A 20,941-nucleotide genomic window follows, 5' to 3' on the forward strand; every position below is an offset into this window, starting at 1 on the left:
TCCTGTACCTCCTGGTTGTTCATTCGTACGGACCAGACCCCGAGATCATATTTACACGCAAAAAAAGCCTGAACAAAAGTCCATGCTTAAAGAAACACACACACCCTTGATCTCCGGATAGCCCTCCGCGAAAAAGCACGCGGCAGTCCTGCACTTATTCAGATACAGTCCCAGCATAAAGAAGGATCGGCTTTCTTTACACTTCGGCGCTGATGCCTTTAACACATGTTTTGCGGCCCCTATCAGCCTGGCATGTGCGACTCATCATCAAGCGCAACCTCTACCTCACCGAGAAAGAGTGAGGATTTTTATCATTCAATTCTACTCAGAGGTTATCAGAGATAAAAAGATCTGTCAAAGGGAAAAATTAGATGGAAAACGGATAGAGCGTTCGCCCTACCCGTCTTATATGGTCAGCGGTTGTTTTTTTTCTTTTGAACAGCTTCTTGAAGCGGATCGTCTTTCAGAGCTGCACCGGCGTCTTCAAGCGCGCCTTGAATGACATTTTTGTTTTTATCGCTGTTTTTTCCTTTTTCTTTGTTAAAGAAAGCCATCTGTATCACCTCTTTATCAAATATAGGTACACCTATAATGTGTCTTTTTCCGCGGCAGAATATGCGGAATCCGCGTCTCCTTCCTTTTGGCGGAACAGGTAAAGTTTGTTGATCAAACATGCATTCTCTTGATATATTTGTAATTCAGGGGATTTTGGCAAAAATAAAAAGGAGAAGCGAAAAATGACAGGAAAAACACACATCATGGGAGGCATCGCTTCTTGTTCCGCAATTGCGTATTATTACGGGTATGATCCGGTCCTTATGACCTCAGCGGGTGCCCTCGGGGCGCTGATTCCCGACATATGCCATACGAAAAGCAAAATCGGCAGAACGCTGCCCGTTCTGTCCAAAATCGTAAGCACGGTGTTCGGCCACAGAACGTTTACACACAGCCTGCTGTTTATGCTTATTATGTTTTTCATTACGGCATCCTATATTCCGAATCCGAGCATTTCCGCCGGACTGATGATCGGAATGGCGAGCCATCTTGTGCTTGACGCATGGACCGTCAACGGCATTAAACTGCTGTTTCCGTCCGCCATCCGCTTCCGTCTTCCCCTTTATATGAGAACGGGGAGCTTTTCGGAGCAGCTTGTGCTGGCCGGCTTAACGATTGTATCCTGCTATTATTTATACGAACTGGTTCACGGCCGCATCTCTTAAACAAAAAGCGTCTTTTCGCTTTTAGGGTGAGGAGTCATACATATGAAGAAAACCTTTTTCAGCAATCATCGGTTTTTATGCCTGTCCATCCTGTTCATGTGGATGAAAACCTATGCCGTTTATAAGCTCGGTTTTGATCTGCAGAACAATTCGGTTCTTGAGGAATGTCTGCTTCTCATTAATCCGCTGAGCTTCATTGTGCCGCTGTTCGGCATCGCCCTGCTGCTGACAGAAAAAAAACAGCGGATCTTTCTGCTTGCGGCGAATGTGGTGCTGACGGGAATTTTAATCGCGAATACGGTGTTTTACGGGTTTTATATCGATTTTATCACCATACCGGTTTTGTTTCAGGCGAGCAATATGGGTGATATGGGAAGCAGCGTCCAAGAGCTGTTTCACCCGCTTTACATCGCTTTATTTTTGGATATTGCGGTTTTGTTTTATCTTGGTAAAAGGCATAAAGCTGGTAAAGGAAAAGCGGGCGCCCGTACCGTTAAAGCGTATGCGTGGGCATCAGCCGGCCTCATGCTGTGCAACCTTGCACTGTCTGAGGCCGAGCAGCCGAAGCTGTTCAAGCACCCTTTTGATCGTGAAGCGCTCGTAAAAGGAATCGGCCTGTTCCACTTTCATTTGTATGACACCATTTCGCAGACGCTGAATGCAGGGGCTAAAGCGTTTGCCGATGAAGACAGCCTTGCGGCGGTCGCAAATTACACTCAAGCCGACTACAGCAGGCCGTCCGATTCAAAATTCGGGCTCGCCAAGGGACGCAATGTGATTTTTGTTACACTCGAATCAACACAGCGTTTTGTAATGGATGAGCGGGTCAACGGACGGGAGATTACCCCGTTTTTAAATAAACTGCGGGAAAAAAGTTATGACTTCACTCATTTTTATCAGCAGACTGAACAGGGAAAAACCTCAGATTCAGAATTCATTACTGCGAATTCGCTGTATCCGTCTTCAAGCGGCGCCGTTTTTTTTACAAAAAGCGGCCACCGGTTCAATACGATGTACCATATGTTAAAAGACCGTCAATACTATTCAGCCGTTCTGCATGCCAATCATAAGGCCTTTTGGAACCGGGATGAGATGTACGGGGCATTCGGAATTGACCGTTTTTTCGACGCGGATGAATTTAAGGTGACGCAGGAAAATTCAACAGGCTGGGGCCTGAAGGATAAGGAATTTCTCGAACAGTCAGCGGAAAAATTAAAGAAGCTTCCGCAGCCGTTTTACGCGAGCCTGCTGACTTTGACCAACCATTTTCCTTTTGAAATTGAAAAACAGGATCAGCTCATTGAAGAACCGGACACAAGCAGCGAGTTATTAAACCGCTATGTGACGACGGTCCGCTATGAAGATGAGGCCCTGAAACACTTTTTCAAGAAGCTGAAAAAAGAAGGACTGTATGACAACGCGATGATCGTCCTGATGGGAGATCATTACGGTATATCCGAAGCCCATAATCAAGGACTTGCCGAATTCTTAGGGAAAGAGGAAATCACTCCGTTTGATACGGTTCAGCTTCAGCGCGTGCCGTTTATCATTCATATTCCCGGGGTGACCGACCGTGAGCCGGAAACGATTGCTTCCGCCGCGGGACAGGTTGATGTAAGGCCGACGCTGCTTCACCTGCTCGGCATTGAAACGAAAGGCAGCATTCAGTTCGGCAATGATCTGTTTTCCGGAGAGCGGACCCCGTTTGCGGTGCTGAGAAACGGCAGCTTTATCACGGATGATCATATTTATACGAAAAATACGTGTTACAGCCGTAAAACGGGCGAACCGCTTTCTGACATGAGCGCGTGCAGCGATGAGAAAGAAAAAGCTGAACAAGAGCTGATGCTTTCCGATAAAATATTAAACGGCGACCTGCTGCGGTTTTATAAGCAAAAAAAAAATCCCTCCATATAGGAGGGATTTTTCATGTTTCATATATGAGCCGTCCGGTCATTTTCGTATCATATCCGGATAATTGAGAAAGCTGAGACTTGAATTCCTCAGAATTGAGGATGTCCTGCACGCTTTGAACAAGCTCCCGGTTTTGTTTTAACACAACCACATCGTACTGTTCACTGATCACCGGGATAAAGTCCGTGCCTGCCATATGCGCCGCATGCTGCGACCCGACTCCGATATCCGCCTTTCCGCTTGATACTTGTGAAGCCGCTGACAGATGATCCATGACAATGTCATGATATCCGGCGACATCATTCGGCGTAATGCTGAATGATCTGAGCTGTTCATCCAGCAGGACCCTCGCGCCTGATCCTTTTTCGCGATTGACGATACGGACATCCTTTCGGCTCAAATCCTGAAAGCCCTGAATGTTCAGCGGATTGCCCTTTTTCACATATAATCCGGCCTGACGAAGTACGACATGAAAAAGCGCAAACGGCTCCCCTGAAAGAATGCGCTTCACATACGGGATGTTATACTGCCCCGTCTCCCCATCGTACAAATGCAGACTGACGATGTCACAAGCCCCGCGGTACATCTCGATCAGGCTGTTCAAACTGCCGCTGTACTTGCGGAGCGGAGCCGCCTGTATTGTTTGTTCCAGCTGTTTGCTGAGGAGGTCCATCGACACATCCTGCCCGCTGATGATAACGGACTGCCTTTTTTCCGGCTCCCGCCCGCGGGACGGGTCAGGCCCTTCTGCTGCGGATGGCTTTTTTGACATTCTCATGTTTGCTTTATATTGTTTTAAGTCCTCTTCATCGACCCTCATCTGTCTTCCGACCCTGTACGCCGGAATGAGTCCTTTTTTTATCAAATCATATACTGTCAGTTTGGAGACCTTCAAAAGGCCCGCAACTTCTTCTATTGTATAGGAAGTGGCTTCTGTCATATTATCACGCTCCGTTTTTATTATAACTGTTCAGATATTGAAAAAAAACCGCACCATCACGTACAATTGCGTTATAATTAGTTTGATCTAATGATATTTAGCTATAAGGGGTGCACAATGTTGAAAAAGAAAGCGACACTACTCACAACTGCGGCTATGGCCGTTTTCCTCGCAACTGCGGGCTGCTCTTCCGGACAATCGTCCAAAGGCGGACAAAACGAAAAAGTCACGCTCACCGTTTCTGCGGCAGCCAGCGCTCAGGATGCACTTGAAGAAATCCAGACCAACTACGAAAAATCACATTCAAACGTAACCATTCAAGACAACTTCGGATCATCAGGCACATTGCAAAAACAAATTTCACAAGGCGCGGGAGCTGATTTATTCTTCTCGGCAGCCGAAGATAAATTCGAAAAGCTCGTTCATGACGGAGATATCGATAAAAAGGACAGCACGGATCTTTTGAAAAATGATCTCGTCATGATCGTGCCTGAGAAAAACAGCGCACACCTGACACACCTGAATGACCTGAAAAAAGACAGCACGGAAAAAATCGCGCTCGGCACACCTGAATCCGTTCCGGCCGGACAATACGCCAAACAATCATTGACGGCATTATCCCTGTGGGACAAGGTAAAAGATAAAGTCGTCTATGCAAAAGACGTGCGCCAGGTGCTGTCTTATGTTGAAACCGGAAATGTCGATGCAGGGCTTGTCTATAAAACAGACGCGCTGATTTCGAAAAAGGTGAAAATCACCGATGAAGCGCCGGCGAAAACGCACGATCCGATCGTATATCCGCTCGGCATTGTCAAGGATACAAAGCACCGTAAAGAAGCAGAAGCGTTTTATCAGTATCTGCAGTCGGATGAAGCGATGAAAGTGTTTAAGAAATATGGATTTACTGCCAAGTAACATTACGGCTTCGGAGTTTTTCACCCCAGTCGTACTGTCGTTTCAGGTGGCTTTGGCGTCGGGCTTCGCCGTCATCATTCTCGGAACGCTTGCCGGCGCCTGGATGGCGAAAGCGCGATTTCCCGGAAAAACGGCTGTGGAGACGCTGTTTATGCTCCCGCTCGTTCTTCCGCCTACCGTTGTCGGGTTCATTCTCATTATCATTTTCGGAAAACACAGCTTTTTCGGCCGGGCGATTGAGCGGATTTTTCACCAGCCCGTCATTTTCACGTGGTCGGCCGCGGTGATCGCTTCGGCCATTGTCGCCTTCCCGCTTATGTATCAGTCCGCTAAAACGGGCTTCGCCGCGGTTGATGCCGACATCGAGGGAGCGGCGAAAGTAGACGGAGCCGGCAGGTGGCAGGTGTTCACCCGTATTTCCGTCCCGCTTGCCTTTCCCTCCCTCTTGACCGGAAGCATTCTCAGTATTGCAAGGGCGCTAGGTGAATTCGGGGCGACTTTAATGTTTGCGGGAAATATTCCCGGCGTCACCCAAACGCTGCCGACAGCGATTTACGTCGCGATGGACTCCGGCAATGAAACACTCGCCTGGGTGTGGGTGATCTGTATTGTGATCATTTCTTTTCTGATGCTGTTTTTCATCCAATTGAAAAAACCCGCTTGACCGCTCCGCCTTCCGCGCACCTTTCGCCGGGAGGCTTTTTGATTTAAATTCGGATGGTATATAATGAAACAAAAAACACACAAAGGGTGCGGCCATGAAGATTAATGTCATTATCGCGGATGATAATTCTTTCATCAGAGAAGGAATGAAAATCATTTTGCATACATATGAGGAATTTACTGTATCGGCAACGTTGGAAAACGGACTCGAGGCGGCAGAGTATTGTAAACACAATCCCGTCGATATCGCCTTGTTGGACGTCCGCATGCCGGTGATGAACGGTGTCGAAGCCGCAAAACGGATCGCGGAGGAAACGGATACGAAGCCGATGATCCTGACGACATTTGACGACGATGAGTATATTTTAGAAGCGATTAAAAACGGCGCGAAAGGATATTTATTAAAAAATACCGAACCGGAACGGATCCGCGATGCGATCAAAAGCGTCTTCAACGGGCACAGCATTCTTCAGGACACCGTACTGGATAAAATAAAAGACAGCCTTTCCCGGCCGGCGGAAGCCGCGCATCAGATTGATGAAAGCCAGTTTACTGAAAGAGAGCTCAGCATCATGTCGCTTATTGCGAAAGGATTCTCGAACAGGGAAATTTCAAAACAGCTTTTCATTTCTGAAGGGACGACGGCCAATTATATTTCCTCTATTTTAGGGAAAACGGGGCTTGAGCACAGAACGCAGATCGCGATTTATTATATCACCGGGAAGGTGGATAACGGGCGTTGAACGGTATGGATTTTTGGATGCTGATGAGCAGACTGATCGCCATTTTTTATACGGCTTTTTTGTTCGTATCGGCAGACCGCCTTTACACACCGTACGCCGTCTTGTTTCTGCTGCTTTATCTGTCTTTGGGCATTGGGGTCTGCATGATCAGGCCGCCCGCTTGGAGGCGCGGGATCACCCTGCTGGCGCTGGCATTGACCGCCTGGCTTTCCGCCTTAGGCCATCCGGCGTTTCTATTTCTTTTACCGCCCGCCATTTTTGCCGTTCTTGCCGAATATCCGGTTCACCGCTATGTGTTCTGCCTGCTCGTGTTTTTGCCGTTTTTATTTATCCCGTACGGCGACCTTCCGACTTATATCATCATGACCTTGTTCTGCTTGGCGATATTCGTTTTGGCCGCCCGGTCCAGCAATCGGCTGAAAAAATATGAAGAGCAGTCAGACAGCATGCGCTCAAGCATTGAAAAACTGACGAAACAGCTGCACAGCAGCACAGAATATATCAAACAATCGGAGTATACCGGCAAACTCGAAGAAAGAAACAGATTGTCCCAAGCCATCCATGACAAAATCGGCCATTCCATGACAGGCGCGCTCATTCAGATGGAAGCGGCGAAACGGATGCTCGGCTCCCATCCGGACAAAGCGGCTGAACTGCTCCAAAACGCCATTACCATTTCCAAAGAGGGCATAGAGGATATCCGCATTACGCTGAAAAATATGAAACCGCCCGCTGAACAAATGGGCATTCACAGATTAAGAACGTTTATTGATGAATTTTCGGCCAAAAACGGGATGCCGGTTCCGTTTACGCATCAAGGCGATTTGGACAGGCTGACGCAAATGCATTGGAGAGTCATTCAGGAAAACGTAACCGAAGCCTTGACCAATGCAATGAAATACGCCGATGCCACGCAGATTTTCATTGATATCCATGTGCTGAATAAAGCCGTGAAAGCGGAAGTGAAAGATAACGGAAACGGCGCCGTCCGCTTTAAAAAAGGCCTCGGCATGCTCGGTATGGAAGAACGGTCGGCCGTCCTGCGCGGAACCGTTATTTTTGACGGCACGGCCGGTTTTTCCGTCACGACATTGCTTCCGGTTGAATAAGTGAATGTTTTCATGTGAAAAATATGAAGATTCTCATGTCAAAGGAATGAACAGCTGCACTAACGGCCGTTCATTCTTTTTTTTATAATAAGAACATCACAAGACATAGAGGTGGAAACATGAACATTTTGGAGCTCAAACAGCTGAGTAAGAAATTCGGTGATTATACCGCCGTTGACCAAATGTCGCTTGCCGTAAAAGAAGGTGAGATTTTCGGGTTTCTCGGCGCAAACGGAGCCGGAAAAAGCACGACGATCAATATGATCTCAGGTCTTTTAAAACCTTCAGGCGGAGACATTCTGTTTCTCGGAAAAGATATTTTCAAATATAGCAAAGCAACGAAAATGAATATCGGCATCGTCCCTCAAGACCTCGCGATTTACGAAGAATTAAACGCCTATGAAAATGTGAAGTTCTTCGCCGGGCTGTACGGCCTGAGAGGGGCGGCTCTGAAAGAACGGGTCGAGGAAGCCCTGACATTCGTCGGCTTGAGCGATAAACACAAATATTTGCCGAAGCATTTCTCCGGCGGAATGAAACGCCGGCTCAATATCGCCTGCGCCCTTGCCCACCGGCCGAAACTGATCATCATGGATGAACCGACGGTCGGTATTGACCCGCAATCAAGAAATTATATTCTGCAGTCAGTGAAAAAGCTGAATGAAATGGGCTGCACGATCATCTACACGAGCCACTACATGGAGGAAGTGGAAGAAATATGCACGCGCATCGCCATCATCGACCACGGAAAAGTCATCGCAGAAGGCACAAAAGAACAGCTGACCTCCATCATTACCGACACGAAGGACGTCGTGATTGAGCTGTCATCCGGAAACGGCATCAGCCTCGGCGATATTCAGGAGCTGCCCGGCGTCAGAGCCGCCGCACTGGAAGAAAACAGCGTGAAAATCAGCTCTGACACAGGGGTCAACAATTTAAACCGCCTGATCCGGTACTTCATGGACAAAGGAATTGAAATCCGCTCCTTGCAGGAACAGGCCCCTGACTTAGAAACGGTATTTCTCACGCTGACAGGCAGAAGCCTGCGCGACTGACCTCACTGAAAGGAGGATTGCAAATGAATATTCTGCACATCGCCGGGAAAGAAATCAAAATCAGCTCCCGCGACAGACGGACTTTTATTTTCATGCTTGCTTTTCCGATCGTCTTCATGCTGATTTTTACTGCGGCATTATCAAACGCCTTTGATTCAGAGGTGACGGTCGGGAACATCAAGGTCGTATATACGGACCAGTCAAACGGCCCTCTTTCTCATGATTTTACTGAGTTTATGAAAGCCGCCAAAAAAGAGCATGTCTATTTTCAAAAAGCGGACACGGAGGCAAAAGGCAAAAACGAGGTTCGAGAAAATCAGGCGGATGCTTTCGTCACTGTAAAAAACACTGGTTTTCAAGTCTATACAAATGACCGGAGCGGTATAAACGGCACGATCGTCCAAGGCATGCTGACCGCTTTTACCAATCAGTACAAAGCAGGCGCCGCCGTTTACAAGGCGCATAAGGCGCCTTCCGCCGGACAAATCAAAAGCGATTATATGAAGCAGACGTCTTTACACAAAGCGAAAGAGCCGAAAGCGAAAGATTTTTATGCGATATCCATGACGACGATGATCGGGCTGTACGCCTCGATTTTTGCAAGCAGCTTATTCCGCGGGGAAAGAATACGGCACACCGCAGATCGCCTGATCGCCGCCCCGCTCCGGAAAAGCGATATCTTTCTCGGAAAGATGCTCGGCATTTTGGCTGTGAATGTTCTGACGATTCTTGCCGTTGTCGCCTTCAGCAAATTTATCTTAAAAGCGAATTGGGGCAGCCACATGGGCCTTGTGCTTTTGATTCTCGTTTCTGAAATTCTTTTGGCCGTCAGCTTCGGGCTCAGCCTGAGCTATTTGACCAGAAAACCCGAAAGCGCCAGATTAATCACCGTCATCATCGTTCAGGTGATGTCCATTATCGGCGGCGCCTATTACAAATATGAAGGCGGAGGAATTTCCGCCCTGTCGCCCTTATCCTGGATCAATAAGGCGATTAACAACATCATTTACGCAAATGATGTATCAGCGGCATGGCCTGCACTCGGTTTAAATACAGCATTGGCGGCACTCTTTTTGCTGATCGCCGCATTTACGTTTCAAAGACGGGAGGGACTGTAATATGAAAAACTTCTGGTGGCTGTTTGCACACACTCTCAAAGGGATTACAAAAAGCAAAAAACAGCTCATTCTTTATATCGGGGCTCCGCTGATCGGCGTCTTCCTCTCCTTCATGACCAATGCCAACGGCGGAGCCGAAACGCTCAATATCGGCATTCTCAATCAGGACGGCGGAGAAGTGGCACAGGATACGGTCACGTTTTTAAAAGGACTGGATCATGTGAAGATTTCGGAGGAAACGGCTGCGTCCGCCTCATCAAAGATCGCTTCAGGAAAAATGGAGGCGCTCATTACGTTTGAAAAAGGCTTCTCCCAAAGCGTAAAAGACGGGAAACCGGCTCACATCGGCATGACCTCGCTGAAAGGCGCCCAGGTCACCGGATATGTCAGCTCTTATTTGTACAATTATATGAACAGCGCCGCCTCAATCGGCAAATCTTCCGGCGGAGACGCAAAAGCCTTTCAGGCGATGTACGCCGATTTCAAGCATTCTCCGATTCAAACGGAGTCTGCTGTTTTACAAGATACATCGAATCATAAAGAAATGACTTACTCAGTCATCGGGTATCTCATTATCATTATGCTCTATTCCGCCGGCAACCTGACGGAACTGATGATTAAAGAGCGGGAAAACAGAACGTACTACAGACTTCTGTCAACGCCGATCACATCAAAGCAGTATGTACTGGCAAACGCGGCGGTGAATATCATTATCATGGCCGTCCAAATTCTATTCGCCGTTCTCTTTATGGGCGCCGCTTTTCATATTCATCCGTCATTCCCGCTGTGGCAGCTGTTCATCCTGATGATGCTGTTTGCATTAAGCGCGATCGGAATCGCCTTTATTGCCGTCGGTTTTTCCAACAGCAGCGCTTCAACATCGGCGCTTTTGAATTTGATCGTCGTGCCGACATGCTTGCTCGCCGGCTGCTTCTTTCCGAGCAATATTATGCCGAAAACGGTGCAGACAATCGCCGAATTTCTGCCTCAGCGCTGGGTGCTCGATACGGTCGATCAATTGCAGCACGGCCGCACGCTCCAAAGCCTGGTGCTGAACATCATCATTTTGGGAGCCTTCGCCGCCGCCCTGTTATTAATAGCCGCATACAGGTTCAGCGTAAAACGTCAGACACAGACATTCATGTAAAGAAAAACAGCCCCGTAAAGGGCTGTTTTTTCTTAGAACAGAAGCTCGTCCGGATTCGGGCCGACACGCTCGTCTTTGTTCAATGCGCTGATCTTTTCCATTTCTTCCTGTGACAGTTCGAAATCAAAAATATCGGCATTTTCTATAATGCGGTGCTCTTTAATGGATTTCGGAATGGTAACGACTTCGTTTTGAAGATCCCAGCGCAAAATCACTTGAGCAACTGATTTGTTATGTTTTTCCGCAATTTGTGACAGCACTTCGTTATCGAGGAGCTGTCCCTGCATCAATGGAGACCAAGCTTCCACTTGAATGCCCTGCGCTTTGCAGAAATCTCTTACTTCTTTTTGAGTCAGACGCGGGTGGAATTCAATCTGGTTGACCATCGGCTTGATTTCAGCATCTTTCAGCAGCTCTTCTAAATGATGCACTTGGAAGTTGCTGACGCCGATGGCGCGGATTTTGCCGTCTTTGTACAGCTTTTCAAGAGCGCGCCATGTGTCTTTATATTTATCCTTGCCCGGCCAGTGAATCAGGTACAGATCGAGGTAATCGAGGCCGAGGCGCTCAAGGCTTTTCTCAAACGCGTCAAGTGTCGACTCGTATCCTTGATCTTCATTCCACACTTTTGACGTGATGAACAGCTCTTCTCTGGCAACGCCCGCAGCTCTGATGCCTTCGCCGACACCCTCTTCATTTTTATAAATAGCCGCCGTATCAATGCTGCGGTAGCCGTTTCTGATTGCCGCTTCGACGGAGTCCGCCGCTACGCTTCCGTTTTCCACCTTGAAGACGCCAAGGCCGAACCACGGCATTTCAACGCCATTATGAAGCTTTACAGTATCTTTTAAGCTTTTTGCCACGTTGAACCATCCTTTCTAGTCATTATGTAAACGGTTATTATTATCTCACATTTCCGCCGTAAGAAACCAATTATACGCTCATCGTTATCACAAAAACCATCTTTAGTGCCCAAGCACCACTGACGTTATTATTTTCCTATTTTTCAAAAATTACGGTTAGTTGGGTAACTGTCCGGGTAAATCGCTACTGTAGCCACCACACAATTGAAGGAGGAAATCATATGAAACGTATGCGTATCCCAATGTCCGTTGCCCTTGGCGCCGCTTTGTCTCTGACTCCTCTGTCCTTTGTATCCGCAAAAGAAAACCCGGCCCCTCAAAACATGGCGCAGCAAACATCAGATGTCTCAGCAAAAGATGTCGGATTAAACATTGACGTTGACCTGCTCGGCATCGGCAATTCGATTGCTGACGCGATTAAGTCGGCGCAAAACCGTGACGGCTTCGTCAAAAACTTAATGGAATCTTCATTCTACGCTTCCGGACAAAAATATAACGTCATGGTGTTTAATTTAAGCCAGGAATATGAAGATCATTTTAACGGCGTTCAGTTTTACGGTTCCGCCGTTTATGACGGCATCACGTACGGCATTTGGGTGTTTGAAGACGGAAGCTTCACCAACAAAGGTGATGGCGGCTGGATCAACTGGGCCTTCAGAGGCTGGTTTGACCGCGACGGCGATCACGTCGAATTCCATCGTCCGTAATCAAAAAAAGTCCGGCGAACAGATGCCGGACTTTTTTTATTCACCTCCGTCAAGCATGGCCGCTTCCACATCATTGATGTATTGGCGAAGCTCATGTGACATATCGCGGGAAATTTCCCGCTCTTCGAATAATGTTTGGATTTCGTTGCGGATGGCCTGCACGGCCCGCAGTTTGATTTCGAGTTTTTGATTTTCAAAACGGCGGCTCGGACTCTGTTCGTGATACGAGTGCCCCAGCCTGAAAATCAAGTGATTGTAAAAGGAAATGACGGCAAGCGTCACATCTTTATTTTCTTCAGTCATGTGTTTTTTCAGGCTTTCAATGGCCGCTTTTGCCGTTTTAACCCTTGTGGTGCGGATGAGGCCTTCTTCATTTAAAATCGACATTTCCGGCTTTTTTTGTTCACCGAAAAAGATCCAGTACATCAGGCGTTTCAGCTTTTTCTTAGATAAGCCGACTTTAAACGGATTCGTATACAGCACTTCCAGTTCATCAAACCGTTCCTGAAGGCTGTCTGCCGTTTCTTCCGGTATTTCGCCCCGCTCAATCAGCCGCAGCAGTTCTTCCTGTTCAGCCTGTATCCCTTGGGCGCGGACTTTCCGCTCATCTTTTTTCGTGCGGTTTTTGACGGTGGACTGCTGAAATCTGAGATTTTTCATTTTCTCATTGTATTCGGCAATAACCGCAAAAGAAGCCGTTTTGTTTGTCTCATTCATATTTTCTTTAATGGCCGTTAAGGCAGCCTTTATCAGCTTCCGTCTCGCTGTCAGCAATTTGACTTTCTTCTCTTTCACATTGTCTTCCGGCTTATCTGTCAAAATCGGCAGTACGATTGTCGCCAGTACCAATGTGCACATAATAACACCCGCGGCTAAAAAGAGAATCAAATTCCGTTCAGGAAACGGTGAGCCGTCAGAGAGCACGTAAGGAATGGAAAAGGAACCCGCAAGCGTGACCGCTCCCCTGACGCCTGAAACCGAAATCAGCAGAGTCGAGCGCAGGCCGGGTTTATAAATGCTCTGATCCTTGTTAAAAAACCACTTGCCGTTCCAAAAAAACAGCACCCACAAAAACCTGAGAATCATTAACGTCAGCGTAATGACGATAATGTACCCGATGACCATCATATTGTTAAACGCGGTATCATTAAAGATGACGGAAACCACATCCGGTATTTGCGCACCTAAAATAACGAAAACAAGACCGTTCAGAATGAACAAAATAATATTCCACGTACTTGAAGAGACGATTTGCAATTTGACCATCGTTGATTCAAGACGGTCCTGCTCCACCGCATGCGTGATGCCGCCGGCCACAACGGCTAAAATGCCGGAAACGCCGATTTCTTCAGCCGCGAGATAGATGACAAACGGCGTCAGAATTTGAATCAGCATATGCATCGTGACATCCTGCATGCCGAGGCGGCGCAAAAACAGCCGGAAACGGATAATCAAAAAAGAAATGACGACACCGCTGAGTAAACCGCCGGCTGAAATCAGAACGAAACTGAAGGCGGCCTGCGCCAGCGAAAATGCGCCCGTCACGGCAGCCGCAATCGCAAATTTAAAAGCGACCAGGCCGGATGCGTCATTCATCAGTCCTTCTCCTTCAAGGAGACGCAGAATGCCTTTTGGCATCTTCACTCGCCCTGACAGCGCGCTGACTGCGACAACGTCAGTCGGTGACAGTATCGCCGCCAGCCCGAATGCAGCAGCCAGCGGAATGCTCGGAATCATCCAATGAATCGTGTAACCGCCGACAATCACCGTGGCAAACACGAGCCCGAGCGCAAGCAGCAAAATCGGCGCTCTTAAATTCCAAAGTTCCGCACGCGGCGTCCGTTTTCCATCGTTAAAAAGCAGCGGAGCGATAAACAAAACAAAAAATAATTCGGTATTCAGTTCAAAATGAAGCCCCTGCGGAAATGACGCCGCAATGATACCGAGCGCCACCTGAATCAGAGGCACCGGGATAAAGGGGACAAACCGATTTACGATATTTGAGATCGCGATGATGGTTAAAAGTACGAGTACGACTAAAAATATGTCCAAAGCATGACCTCCTTCATCTGCTGCATCATATCATTATTGCCTGTTCTCTGCCTTTGCCAAAGGCCGGAGCCGATGATCGGGCAGATTCAATATATTTTCCGCACGCAACCATTCTTCTTTTATTTTACCCGTTTTTATTTAAAATTTCTCATAACGTGCTCACGGCGAACTTTTTTTCCTTCAGCTACATTTTTTCCGGAAAAAGAAAAAGCCTGTTTTCTCTGAAAACAGGCTTTTTCGCAAGCTGCGTCATCTGTTTCATGACGCGGTGCAGCGTTTATGCTGCTTAGTAAAGGATAGAGAACGCACCGTCAGTGTGTCTCTATCCTTGGTTTTAAGTGCTCATCTTATTCGTGAAAATTCGTGCCGTCTGTCGTCGCTTTAATGATGCCCGCGCGGATGACGAAATCGCCGAAGTGTTCGCCTTCCTCACGCTCTTTCGCGTAGCGCGGGAGAATGGTGCGAAGCTCACTCAGAATTTCCTCTTCACCGATATTTTCCCGGTACATTTTGCTCAAACGGCTGCCGTCAAACGCCGCTCCTAAATACATATTATATTTTCCGGGCGCCTTTCCGATAAATCCGATTTCGCCAAGCGCATGGCGGGCACAGCCATTCGGGCACCCGGTCATACGGATGGTGATTTCTTCATCCCGCAGCCCGTTTTCGTCAACAATGGCTTCAATCTTATCAATCAATTTCGGCAGATACCGCTCGGCTTCGGCCATGGCGAGCCCGCATGTCGGAAGCGCGACGCAAGCCATTGAACTGCGGCGGAGGGCGGAATGCTGCCGGCCGTCTGTCAGACCGTATTGTTCGATTAATGCGCTGATTTGTTTCTTTTTCTGGCTCGAGACATTGCCGATAATCAGGTTTTGATTAGAGGTGAGACGGAAATCTCCGGTATGGACTTTGGCGATTTCACGCAATCCCGTCATCAGCTTATAATTCTCATAGTCCGTAACACGGCCGCCTTCGATGAACATCGTAAAATGCCATTTTCCTTTTACGCCTTTCACCCATCCGTAACGGTCGCCGTTATGGTCAAAATGATAAGGTTTCGCCTCATCCAGCTGCCAGCCGAGGCGGTTCTCCAGCTCGGCTTTTACATTTTCCAGACCGAGACGGTCAACAGTGTACTTGAATCTGGCATTCTTTCTGACGGAACGATTTCCGTAATCACGCTGAATCGTAATGGTTTTTTCCGCTACATCATACAGCTGCTCCGGTTTGCAGAAGCCGATGACTTTTGAAAGCTGCGGATAAGTGGCCGTATCACCGTGCGTCATTCCCATACCGCCGCCGATTGCCACGTTGAATCCGATAAGTCTGCCTTCTTCTACAATCGCAATGAAGCCGAGATCTTGAGAAAAGACATCAATATCATTGGACGGAGGCACGGCGATTCCGATTTTAAATTTCCGCGGCAAATACAGCGGCCCGTACATCGGTTCCGTTTCCGTATCAGGAGTGCCCGCCACCCGTTCCTCATCAAGCCAGATTTCATGATAGGCTCTCGTGCGCGGAAGAAGGTCGTCACTCAGTTTTTTCGACCATTCGTACACTTCCGCATGGATTTCAGACTGATACGGATTTGAAGCGCACATGACGTTTCGGTTGACATCTCCGCAGGCCGCAATGGTATCAAGCAGCGCCGCATTGATTTTCTGAATCGTTTTTTTCATGTTCCATTTTAAAATTCCGTGCATTTGAAACGTTTCACGCGTTGTCAGCTTCAATGTATTGTTTCCGTATTTTTGCGCCAGTTCATCCATGACAAGCCATTGTTCCGGAGTTGACACGCCGCCTGGCATCCGAACGCGCAGCATGAACTGATAAGCCGGTTCAAGCTTTTGTTTTTGACGTTCATTACGGAGATCGCGGTCATCCTGCAAGTAGCTTCCGTGATGCTTCATCAGCCGGTTGTCATCGTCCGGGATGCCGGCTGAAATCCGGTCAAGCATGACTTCTTTCAATGTGCCGCGCAAATAATCGCTTTTTTCTTTAATTTCCTCAACATCACTTGGAGGGCCTTCCGGCGCTTTTAAAATGTTGTTCACCATGCTGAATAAGCTCCTTTCAAACCAAAATCAATATACGTCACGCTGATAGCGTTTTTTCTGTTGCATGTCTGCCAGGAAGCTTTCCGCTTTTTCACGGCTCATGCCGCCTTCTTCCTGAATGATATCGAGAAGCGCCTGGTGCACGTCATGCGCCATATGCTGTTCATCACCGCAGATGTATACGGCGGCTCCCTGCTGCAGCCATTCATACAGCTCTTTGCTTTGTTCTTTCATGCGGTGCTGCACATATACCTTTTCCTCCGAATCCCGGGAAAAAGCGACGTCCATTTTTGTGAGAACACCGTTTTGCAGCCATTTTTGCCATTCCGTCTGGTACAGAAAATCAGTGACAAAGTGCTGATCCCCGAAAAACAGCCATGTTTTCCCTTCAGCTCCGGTTTCTTCACGCTCCTGCATAAAGGAACGGAACGGCGCGATGCCTGTCCCCGGCCCGACCATAATGACCGGTGTATCCGGATTATCCGGCAGCTTGAAGTTTTGGTTGTGCTGAATGTAAATCGGAAGCGTATCTCCCGGCTGGAGTCTTTCCGCACACAGAATGCTGCAGACGCCTTTTCGTTCTCTGCCGTGCGCGTCATATCTGACCGCTCCGATTGTCAGATGCACCTCTTCCGGATTCGCTTCTAAACTGCTTGCGATCGAATAGAGCCGAGCCGGCATTTTACGCAGGATGGAAAGAAAGTCTTCGGCGGAAGCTTCCCACGGCCCGAAATCCCGGACGAGATCAAGCAGATCACGGCCGTTGATGTACGCTTTCAGCTGCTCTTCGTTTCCTTCGTCCAGAAGTTCACTCAGCTTTTGGTCAGCCGTAAACTGTGCGGCCTTTTGCAGGAACGGTTTTGTTAAGACGGTTATTTCAAAATGAGAAGTAAGCGCATCTTTCAAAGGGAGGCGCTCTCCTTGTTTATTCACCGCCACTTCCTGTTTTGGGTCCCATTTCAGCTCATTGATCAGCTCATCAACGAGCGCCGGATCATTTTCCGGATAGATGCCGAGGCTGTCTCCGGGCTGATACGCGAGGCCCGACCCTTCAAGCGAAAGCTCGAGATGGCGTGTTTCTTTATTCGAACCGCGTCCGTTCAGATTGATGTTCTCAAGAACCTCCGCCCGAAACGGGTTCGTTCTGGAATAAACGGATTCACCGAGAGCGGGCGTCTCGGCAGGCGCTTCGGCTGTTTGATTTCCCGCTCCTTCGTTCAAACCGCCGATGACCGCGTCAAGCCATTCCGAAAACGGCTCATCATAATCAAGATCGCAATCAACCCGCGGCGCAAGCTGGGTGCCGCCGAGCTCTTGAAGACGCTCGTCAAACTCTTTGCCGGTCTGGCAGAAAAATTCATACGAGCTGTCCCCGAGCGCCAAAACGGAGTAACGGAGTGCTTCAAGCTTCGGCGCGCGTCTGCCGTGAAGAAATTCATGAAAGGCCAGCGCGTTATCCGGCGGATCGCCTTCTCCGTGCGTGCTCACCACGATCAGTAAATTGTTTACTTTTTTCAGATTATTCGGCTTAAAATCGTTCATCGACGCGACGGTGACCTGGAATCCCCGTTCCTCAAGCGTCTTTACCGTCTGTTTCGCAAGACCTTCCGCATTTCCCGTTTGCGATCCGTATAATACGGTGACTTCTCTTGAGACTGCCGGGCTTTCTGCTGGAGTCGGAGCAGCGGGTGCGGCTGTTTCACCGGATTCGGACCGGGCCGCAGCCAAATAACCGCTCAGCCAGATTTTCTGTGATTCTGTCAAGGTCGGCAGAAGGCGGTTAAGGAGCTCTGCCTGCTCCTGATTAAACGGACTGTTCATGACCTGAAGTTGCAACGATATCCACCTCACAAGGAATTAAACGTAACGTACGTTATTTCTATAGGAATTGTCAAAATAATATTCTAATTGAAACTTTACCGAAAGTTTGTATGTAAGTAAAATATATAATCATGATGACAATGATTAAGATTACTAATGATAAAAAGCCCTTTGCACTTGGCAAAGGGCTTACACGAATAAGCCGGCGGGCACTTCTTTTATAAAAGGAGAGGGTTCTCCCGGAGACAATACGGTCAGATGATGCATCGCCCGCGTACAGGCCGTATATAACAGCTTACGGTCATGTTCGCTTTTGTACTGGGCAGCAGAGGCGTCAGCGGCAATGACGGCGTCAAACTCAATGCCTTTTGCCAAATAAACGGGAATGACGCATACCCCTTTTTGAAAAGGCTGGTTTTCTTTATTGATCAAACGCACACCGCTCCCGGCGCTGACTGCCTGAAACACTTTTTTGGCTTCCTCGGCCGTTTTGCAGATGACGGCGACCGTCTCCCAGCCTTTTTGTCTGAGCTCCCGGATTGTATCCGCCAATTGTTCCTGCCGCGCTTTTTCTGTATCCGTCCGCAAAACACGCGGTTTTTCCCCGTTCCGGTTAAAAGGCTCAATGTCATCGCCGTCAGCCAGCAGCGCTTTCGTAAATTCAACAATCTGCCGCGTCGATCTGTAAGTCCGTTTCAGGCTGACATACTTTTCTGCACCATTGCGAAAGCAGCCGGCGAGGGAAGAAGGGCCCGTAATGGTGTGGGCATAAATCGACTGGCTGACATCACCGAGCACCGTCATCTTTGCCGCTGGGAAGATGCTTTGAATATACGTGAGCTGAAATGGGGAATAATCCTGCGCTTCATCAATGAAGACGTGCTTCATTTGTGTGTTTTTTCTTTTTCCTTCTAACAGATCCTGCAAATACAGATACGGAGCGGCATCTTCATACGGAAGTGACCGTTCTGCAAATGCGTTTCTGGTCAAAGCGCCGATGCCCTCCCAATGATCGGGCTTTTCAGCAGCTCCCCAGTCTGAAAACAGCCGGAGATACATCCGTTTTATATCGAGAAAGCCGAGCCGTCTGACGGCCTGCTTAATCGGTTTAAAGGCTTTGCCGACAATAATGGCGCCAAGCAGGCGCTGTTCGCGCAGGTGGTCGTCAAATGCAGGTTCGTCATCCGCCGCTTGCTTCTTAAGTTTTTGATAAACCTCAGCATAATCTTCCTTATCAAGCAGCTCACTCTCCTGCAGCACCCATTCCTTCTTACGCTCCTTTTTTTCGAGTGCGCTGATTTCCGCGAGAAGCCATTCCGCCGTCAGCTCCGCTCTGTTCGGAATCGGCAGCTGCTGATCAAGCGAATAAAAATAGGCTTCAATCCGCTCATTTGAAATCAGGATGTCTCCCCGGAAACTGATCTGTTTACATATCAGACCGGAGACTGAAAGCGACCCGGCATAACAATCAATCATGGCCTGAAAAGCTGATGACGCTTTGTAAGCAATGGCTGCGAGCCTTACGGAAAGTGCGTTCTGATTTTGTTCAGTCAGGCAATATTCAAGCTGCTCGTACGGGCTTTCACAATCAAACTTTCGTCCGAGACGGCGGATGATATATTCCTGAAAGGTGGCCTGCTCCATATTCTCTTCTCCCAATTCCGGCAATACGGCGGACACATAACTGTTGAACAAAATGTTCGGAGAAAACAATACAATCTGACGGGCATCAAGCACCCCGCGCCCGCGGTACAGCAAGTAAGCGGCCCGCTGAAGCGCCGCGGATGTTTTCCCGCTTCCGGCGGCTCCCTGAACAATGAGATATTTGCTTTTTTCATCCCGGATGATTTCGTTCTGTTCTTTTTGGATGGTTGACACGATGTTTTTCATATGCTGTCCGGAATGGCCGCTCAGCACCTCTTGCAGCATTTCGTCACCAATCGTCATATCCGTGTTAAACATCGCTTTAAGCGTCCCGTTTTTAATGATAAACTGCCGCTTCAGTGTGATGTCTCCTTCTATCGTTTCTTCGGGAACTTCATAGCGGGCTTTTCCCGGGGAATATTGATAGTAAAGAGACGAGATGGGCGCGCGCCAATCATAAATGAGAAAATGCTCATTGTTTTCATCCATTAAAGAAGTCAGCCCGATATAAATCCGCTCGCCAGAGGACTCCCCTTTTTCTTTAAAATCGACACGGCCGAAGTAAGGAGAGGTTTTCAGCTTTTGGATTTTTTGAAGCTGCCGGTATTGAAGCCGATGCGTCCGTTCACGTTCTGAAAGCATTTCCGCCTGCTGTTTAATGCTTGAAAATGTCTCAGCCGCTTCGTGGGCATCATCCATATTCACGGTGACATCATCCCAAAACGTTTTTCTCAAGCCCACAATATCCTGCTTTAATCCGCCCGATGATGTTTCCAGAGACCGCTCTTTTTTGCGGAGCTCCTTCAGCACTTCATCTATTCTTGACTGCTCTTCCTTCCATTCCTTATCCTGCTGATTCATGAACGGCACCTCCAGAAAATAGTTGACAAACACATACGAAATACTGTAAAATATAATTGGATACATATATTTAATATATAATAAAATAGGCAAATACAATTCATCT

Annotated in this window: 17 protein-coding genes and 1 riboswitch; of the genes, 10 read left to right on the forward strand and 7 right to left on the reverse strand. The window is 48.1% G+C overall.

Translation table 11 applies throughout. The features are described 5' to 3' along the window. Nucleotides 1-110 precede the first annotated feature (110 nt). Nucleotides 111-291, reverse strand: a riboswitch (Lysine riboswitch). Between the two features lie 122 nt (nucleotides 292-413). Beyond that, nucleotides 414-554 carry a small acid-soluble spore protein SspJ gene (gene sspJ, locus G4O42_RS15935; RefSeq protein ID WP_007410034.1) on the reverse strand — a complete coding sequence of 47 codons (141 nt, stop codon included), beginning with the start codon at nucleotides 552-554 and terminating at the stop codon, nucleotides 414-416. 183 nt (nucleotides 555-737) lie between these two features. On the opposite strand from sspJ, the gene G4O42_RS15940 reads away from it, so the two are divergent. Both G4O42_RS15940 and G4O42_RS15945 read left to right on the forward strand, forming a co-directional pair. Further along, nucleotides 738-1,220: a metal-dependent hydrolase gene (locus tag G4O42_RS15940; RefSeq protein ID WP_032876542.1), complete on the forward strand. Its 483-nt coding sequence runs from the start codon at nucleotides 738-740 to the stop codon at nucleotides 1,218-1,220. A gap of 42 nt (nucleotides 1,221-1,262) precedes the next feature. Next, entirely contained in the window at nucleotides 1,263-3,137 is a 1,875-nt protein-coding gene (locus G4O42_RS15945) for an LTA synthase family protein (protein WP_032876539.1), read from the forward strand. A 10-nt stretch (nucleotides 3,138-3,147) separates the two neighbouring features. Here G4O42_RS15945 and G4O42_RS15950 read toward each other — a convergent pair whose 3' ends face one another. Then, nucleotides 3,148-4,074 carry a substrate-binding domain-containing protein gene (locus tag G4O42_RS15950; RefSeq protein ID WP_032876537.1) on the reverse strand — a complete coding sequence of 309 codons (927 nt, stop codon included), beginning with the start codon at nucleotides 4,072-4,074 and terminating at the stop codon, nucleotides 3,148-3,150. A 117-nt stretch (nucleotides 4,075-4,191) separates the two neighbouring features. Between G4O42_RS15950 and modA the strand changes: the two genes are divergently transcribed. From modA to G4O42_RS15985, 7 genes are all read left to right on the forward strand, one after another. Further along, nucleotides 4,192-4,989, forward strand: coding sequence for a molybdate ABC transporter substrate-binding protein (gene modA / locus G4O42_RS15955; RefSeq protein WP_031378355.1), 798 nt, complete (start codon nucleotides 4,192-4,194; stop codon nucleotides 4,987-4,989). Then, entirely contained in the window at nucleotides 4,970-5,653 is a 684-nt protein-coding gene (gene modB / locus G4O42_RS15960; RefSeq protein WP_032876534.1) for a molybdate ABC transporter permease subunit, read from the forward strand. Before modA ends, modB begins: the two co-directional genes overlap by 20 nt. A 94-nt stretch (nucleotides 5,654-5,747) precedes the next feature. Beyond that, nucleotides 5,748-6,395, forward strand: a complete 648-nt coding sequence (locus G4O42_RS15965) for a response regulator transcription factor (protein WP_007613734.1) — start codon at nucleotides 5,748-5,750, stop codon at nucleotides 6,393-6,395. A gap of 5 nt (nucleotides 6,396-6,400) precedes the next feature. Next, nucleotides 6,401-7,504: a sensor histidine kinase gene (locus G4O42_RS15970; RefSeq protein WP_032876975.1), complete on the forward strand. Its 1,104-nt coding sequence runs from the start codon at nucleotides 6,401-6,403 to the stop codon at nucleotides 7,502-7,504. Between the two features lie 119 nt (nucleotides 7,505-7,623). Then, nucleotides 7,624-8,559 (forward strand): ABC transporter ATP-binding protein, encoded by a 936-nt coding sequence (locus G4O42_RS15975; protein WP_007613736.1) that lies wholly within the window; start codon nucleotides 7,624-7,626, stop codon nucleotides 8,557-8,559. A gap of 23 nt (nucleotides 8,560-8,582) precedes the next feature. Further along, nucleotides 8,583-9,677, forward strand: a complete 1,095-nt coding sequence (locus tag G4O42_RS15980; protein ID WP_032876531.1) for an ABC transporter permease — start codon at nucleotides 8,583-8,585, stop codon at nucleotides 9,675-9,677. 1 nt (nucleotide 9,678) lies between these two features. Then, a complete protein-coding gene (locus tag G4O42_RS15985; protein ID WP_032876528.1) occupies nucleotides 9,679-10,824 on the forward strand; it encodes an ABC transporter permease in 1,146 nt (381 codons plus the stop codon). Nucleotides 10,825-10,856: 32 nt separating this feature from the next. Here the strand turns inward: G4O42_RS15985 and G4O42_RS15990 are convergent, their stop codons facing one another. Then, nucleotides 10,857-11,687 carry an aldo/keto reductase gene (locus tag G4O42_RS15990; RefSeq protein WP_032876525.1) on the reverse strand — a complete coding sequence of 277 codons (831 nt, stop codon included), beginning with the start codon at nucleotides 11,685-11,687 and terminating at the stop codon, nucleotides 10,857-10,859. Between the two features lie 221 nt (nucleotides 11,688-11,908). Here G4O42_RS15990 and G4O42_RS15995 point away from each other — a divergent pair, with 221 nt between their 5' ends. After that, nucleotides 11,909-12,394 (forward strand): hypothetical protein, encoded by a 486-nt coding sequence (locus G4O42_RS15995; RefSeq protein WP_003151740.1) that lies wholly within the window; start codon nucleotides 11,909-11,911, stop codon nucleotides 12,392-12,394. Nucleotides 12,395-12,430: 36 nt separating this feature from the next. Here the strand turns inward: G4O42_RS15995 and G4O42_RS16000 are convergent, their stop codons facing one another. The 4 genes from G4O42_RS16000 to helD form a co-directional block, all read right to left on the reverse strand. Beyond that, entirely contained in the window at nucleotides 12,431-14,446 is a 2,016-nt protein-coding gene (locus G4O42_RS16000) for a Na+/H+ antiporter (protein WP_032876522.1), read from the reverse strand. A 347-nt stretch (nucleotides 14,447-14,793) separates the two neighbouring features. Further along, on the reverse strand, nucleotides 14,794-16,509 hold the full coding sequence (cysI, locus tag G4O42_RS16005) for an assimilatory sulfite reductase (NADPH) hemoprotein subunit (protein WP_032876519.1): 1,716 nt from the start codon (nucleotides 16,507-16,509) through the stop codon (nucleotides 14,794-14,796). Between the two features lie 27 nt (nucleotides 16,510-16,536). Beyond that, nucleotides 16,537-18,345, reverse strand: a complete 1,809-nt coding sequence (locus G4O42_RS16010) for an assimilatory sulfite reductase (NADPH) flavoprotein subunit (RefSeq protein WP_032876515.1) — start codon at nucleotides 18,343-18,345, stop codon at nucleotides 16,537-16,539. 174 nt (nucleotides 18,346-18,519) lie between these two features. Continuing rightward, nucleotides 18,520-20,835, reverse strand: coding sequence for an RNA polymerase recycling motor HelD (helD, locus tag G4O42_RS16015; RefSeq protein ID WP_032876512.1), 2,316 nt, complete (start codon nucleotides 20,833-20,835; stop codon nucleotides 18,520-18,522). Nucleotides 20,836-20,941 lie beyond the last annotated feature (106 nt).

The organism is Bacillus sp. LUNF1, from assembly GCF_011008975.1.
Lineage (GTDB): Bacteria > Bacillota > Bacilli > Bacillales > Bacillaceae > Bacillus > Bacillus velezensis.

Bases quoted from the DNA above. Each gene is read 5' to 3' on its own strand.
- G4O42_RS15995 (WP_003151740.1), top strand. From the start codon at position 11,909: ATGAAACGTATGCGTATCCCAATGTCCGTTGCCCTTGGCGCCGCTTTG.
- modB (WP_032876534.1), top strand. From the start codon at position 4,970: ATGGATTTACTGCCAAGTAACATTACGGCTTCGGAGTTTTTCACCCCA.
- G4O42_RS15975 (WP_007613736.1), top strand. From the start codon at position 7,624: ATGAACATTTTGGAGCTCAAACAGCTGAGTAAGAAATTCGGTGATTAT.
- G4O42_RS15980 (WP_032876531.1), top strand. From the start codon at position 8,583: ATGAATATTCTGCACATCGCCGGGAAAGAAATCAAAATCAGCTCCCGC.
- G4O42_RS15985 (WP_032876528.1), top strand. From the start codon at position 9,679: ATGAAAAACTTCTGGTGGCTGTTTGCACACACTCTCAAAGGGATTACA.
- G4O42_RS15940 (WP_032876542.1), top strand. From the start codon at position 738: ATGACAGGAAAAACACACATCATGGGAGGCATCGCTTCTTGTTCCGCA.
- G4O42_RS15945 (WP_032876539.1), top strand. From the start codon at position 1,263: ATGAAGAAAACCTTTTTCAGCAATCATCGGTTTTTATGCCTGTCCATC.
- modA (WP_031378355.1), top strand. From the start codon at position 4,192: ATGTTGAAAAAGAAAGCGACACTACTCACAACTGCGGCTATGGCCGTT.
- G4O42_RS15950 (WP_032876537.1), bottom strand. From the start codon at position 4,074: ATGACAGAAGCCACTTCCTATACAATAGAAGAAGTTGCGGGCCTTTTG.
- cysI (WP_032876519.1), bottom strand. From the start codon at position 16,509: ATGGTGAACAACATTTTAAAAGCGCCGGAAGGCCCTCCAAGTGATGTT.
- G4O42_RS15965 (WP_007613734.1), top strand. From the start codon at position 5,748: ATGAAGATTAATGTCATTATCGCGGATGATAATTCTTTCATCAGAGAA.
- helD (WP_032876512.1), bottom strand. From the start codon at position 20,835: ATGAATCAGCAGGATAAGGAATGGAAGGAAGAGCAGTCAAGAATAGAT.
- G4O42_RS15970 (WP_032876975.1), top strand. From the start codon at position 6,401: ATGGATTTTTGGATGCTGATGAGCAGACTGATCGCCATTTTTTATACG.
- sspJ (WP_007410034.1), bottom strand. From the start codon at position 554: ATGGCTTTCTTTAACAAAGAAAAAGGAAAAAACAGCGATAAAAACAAA.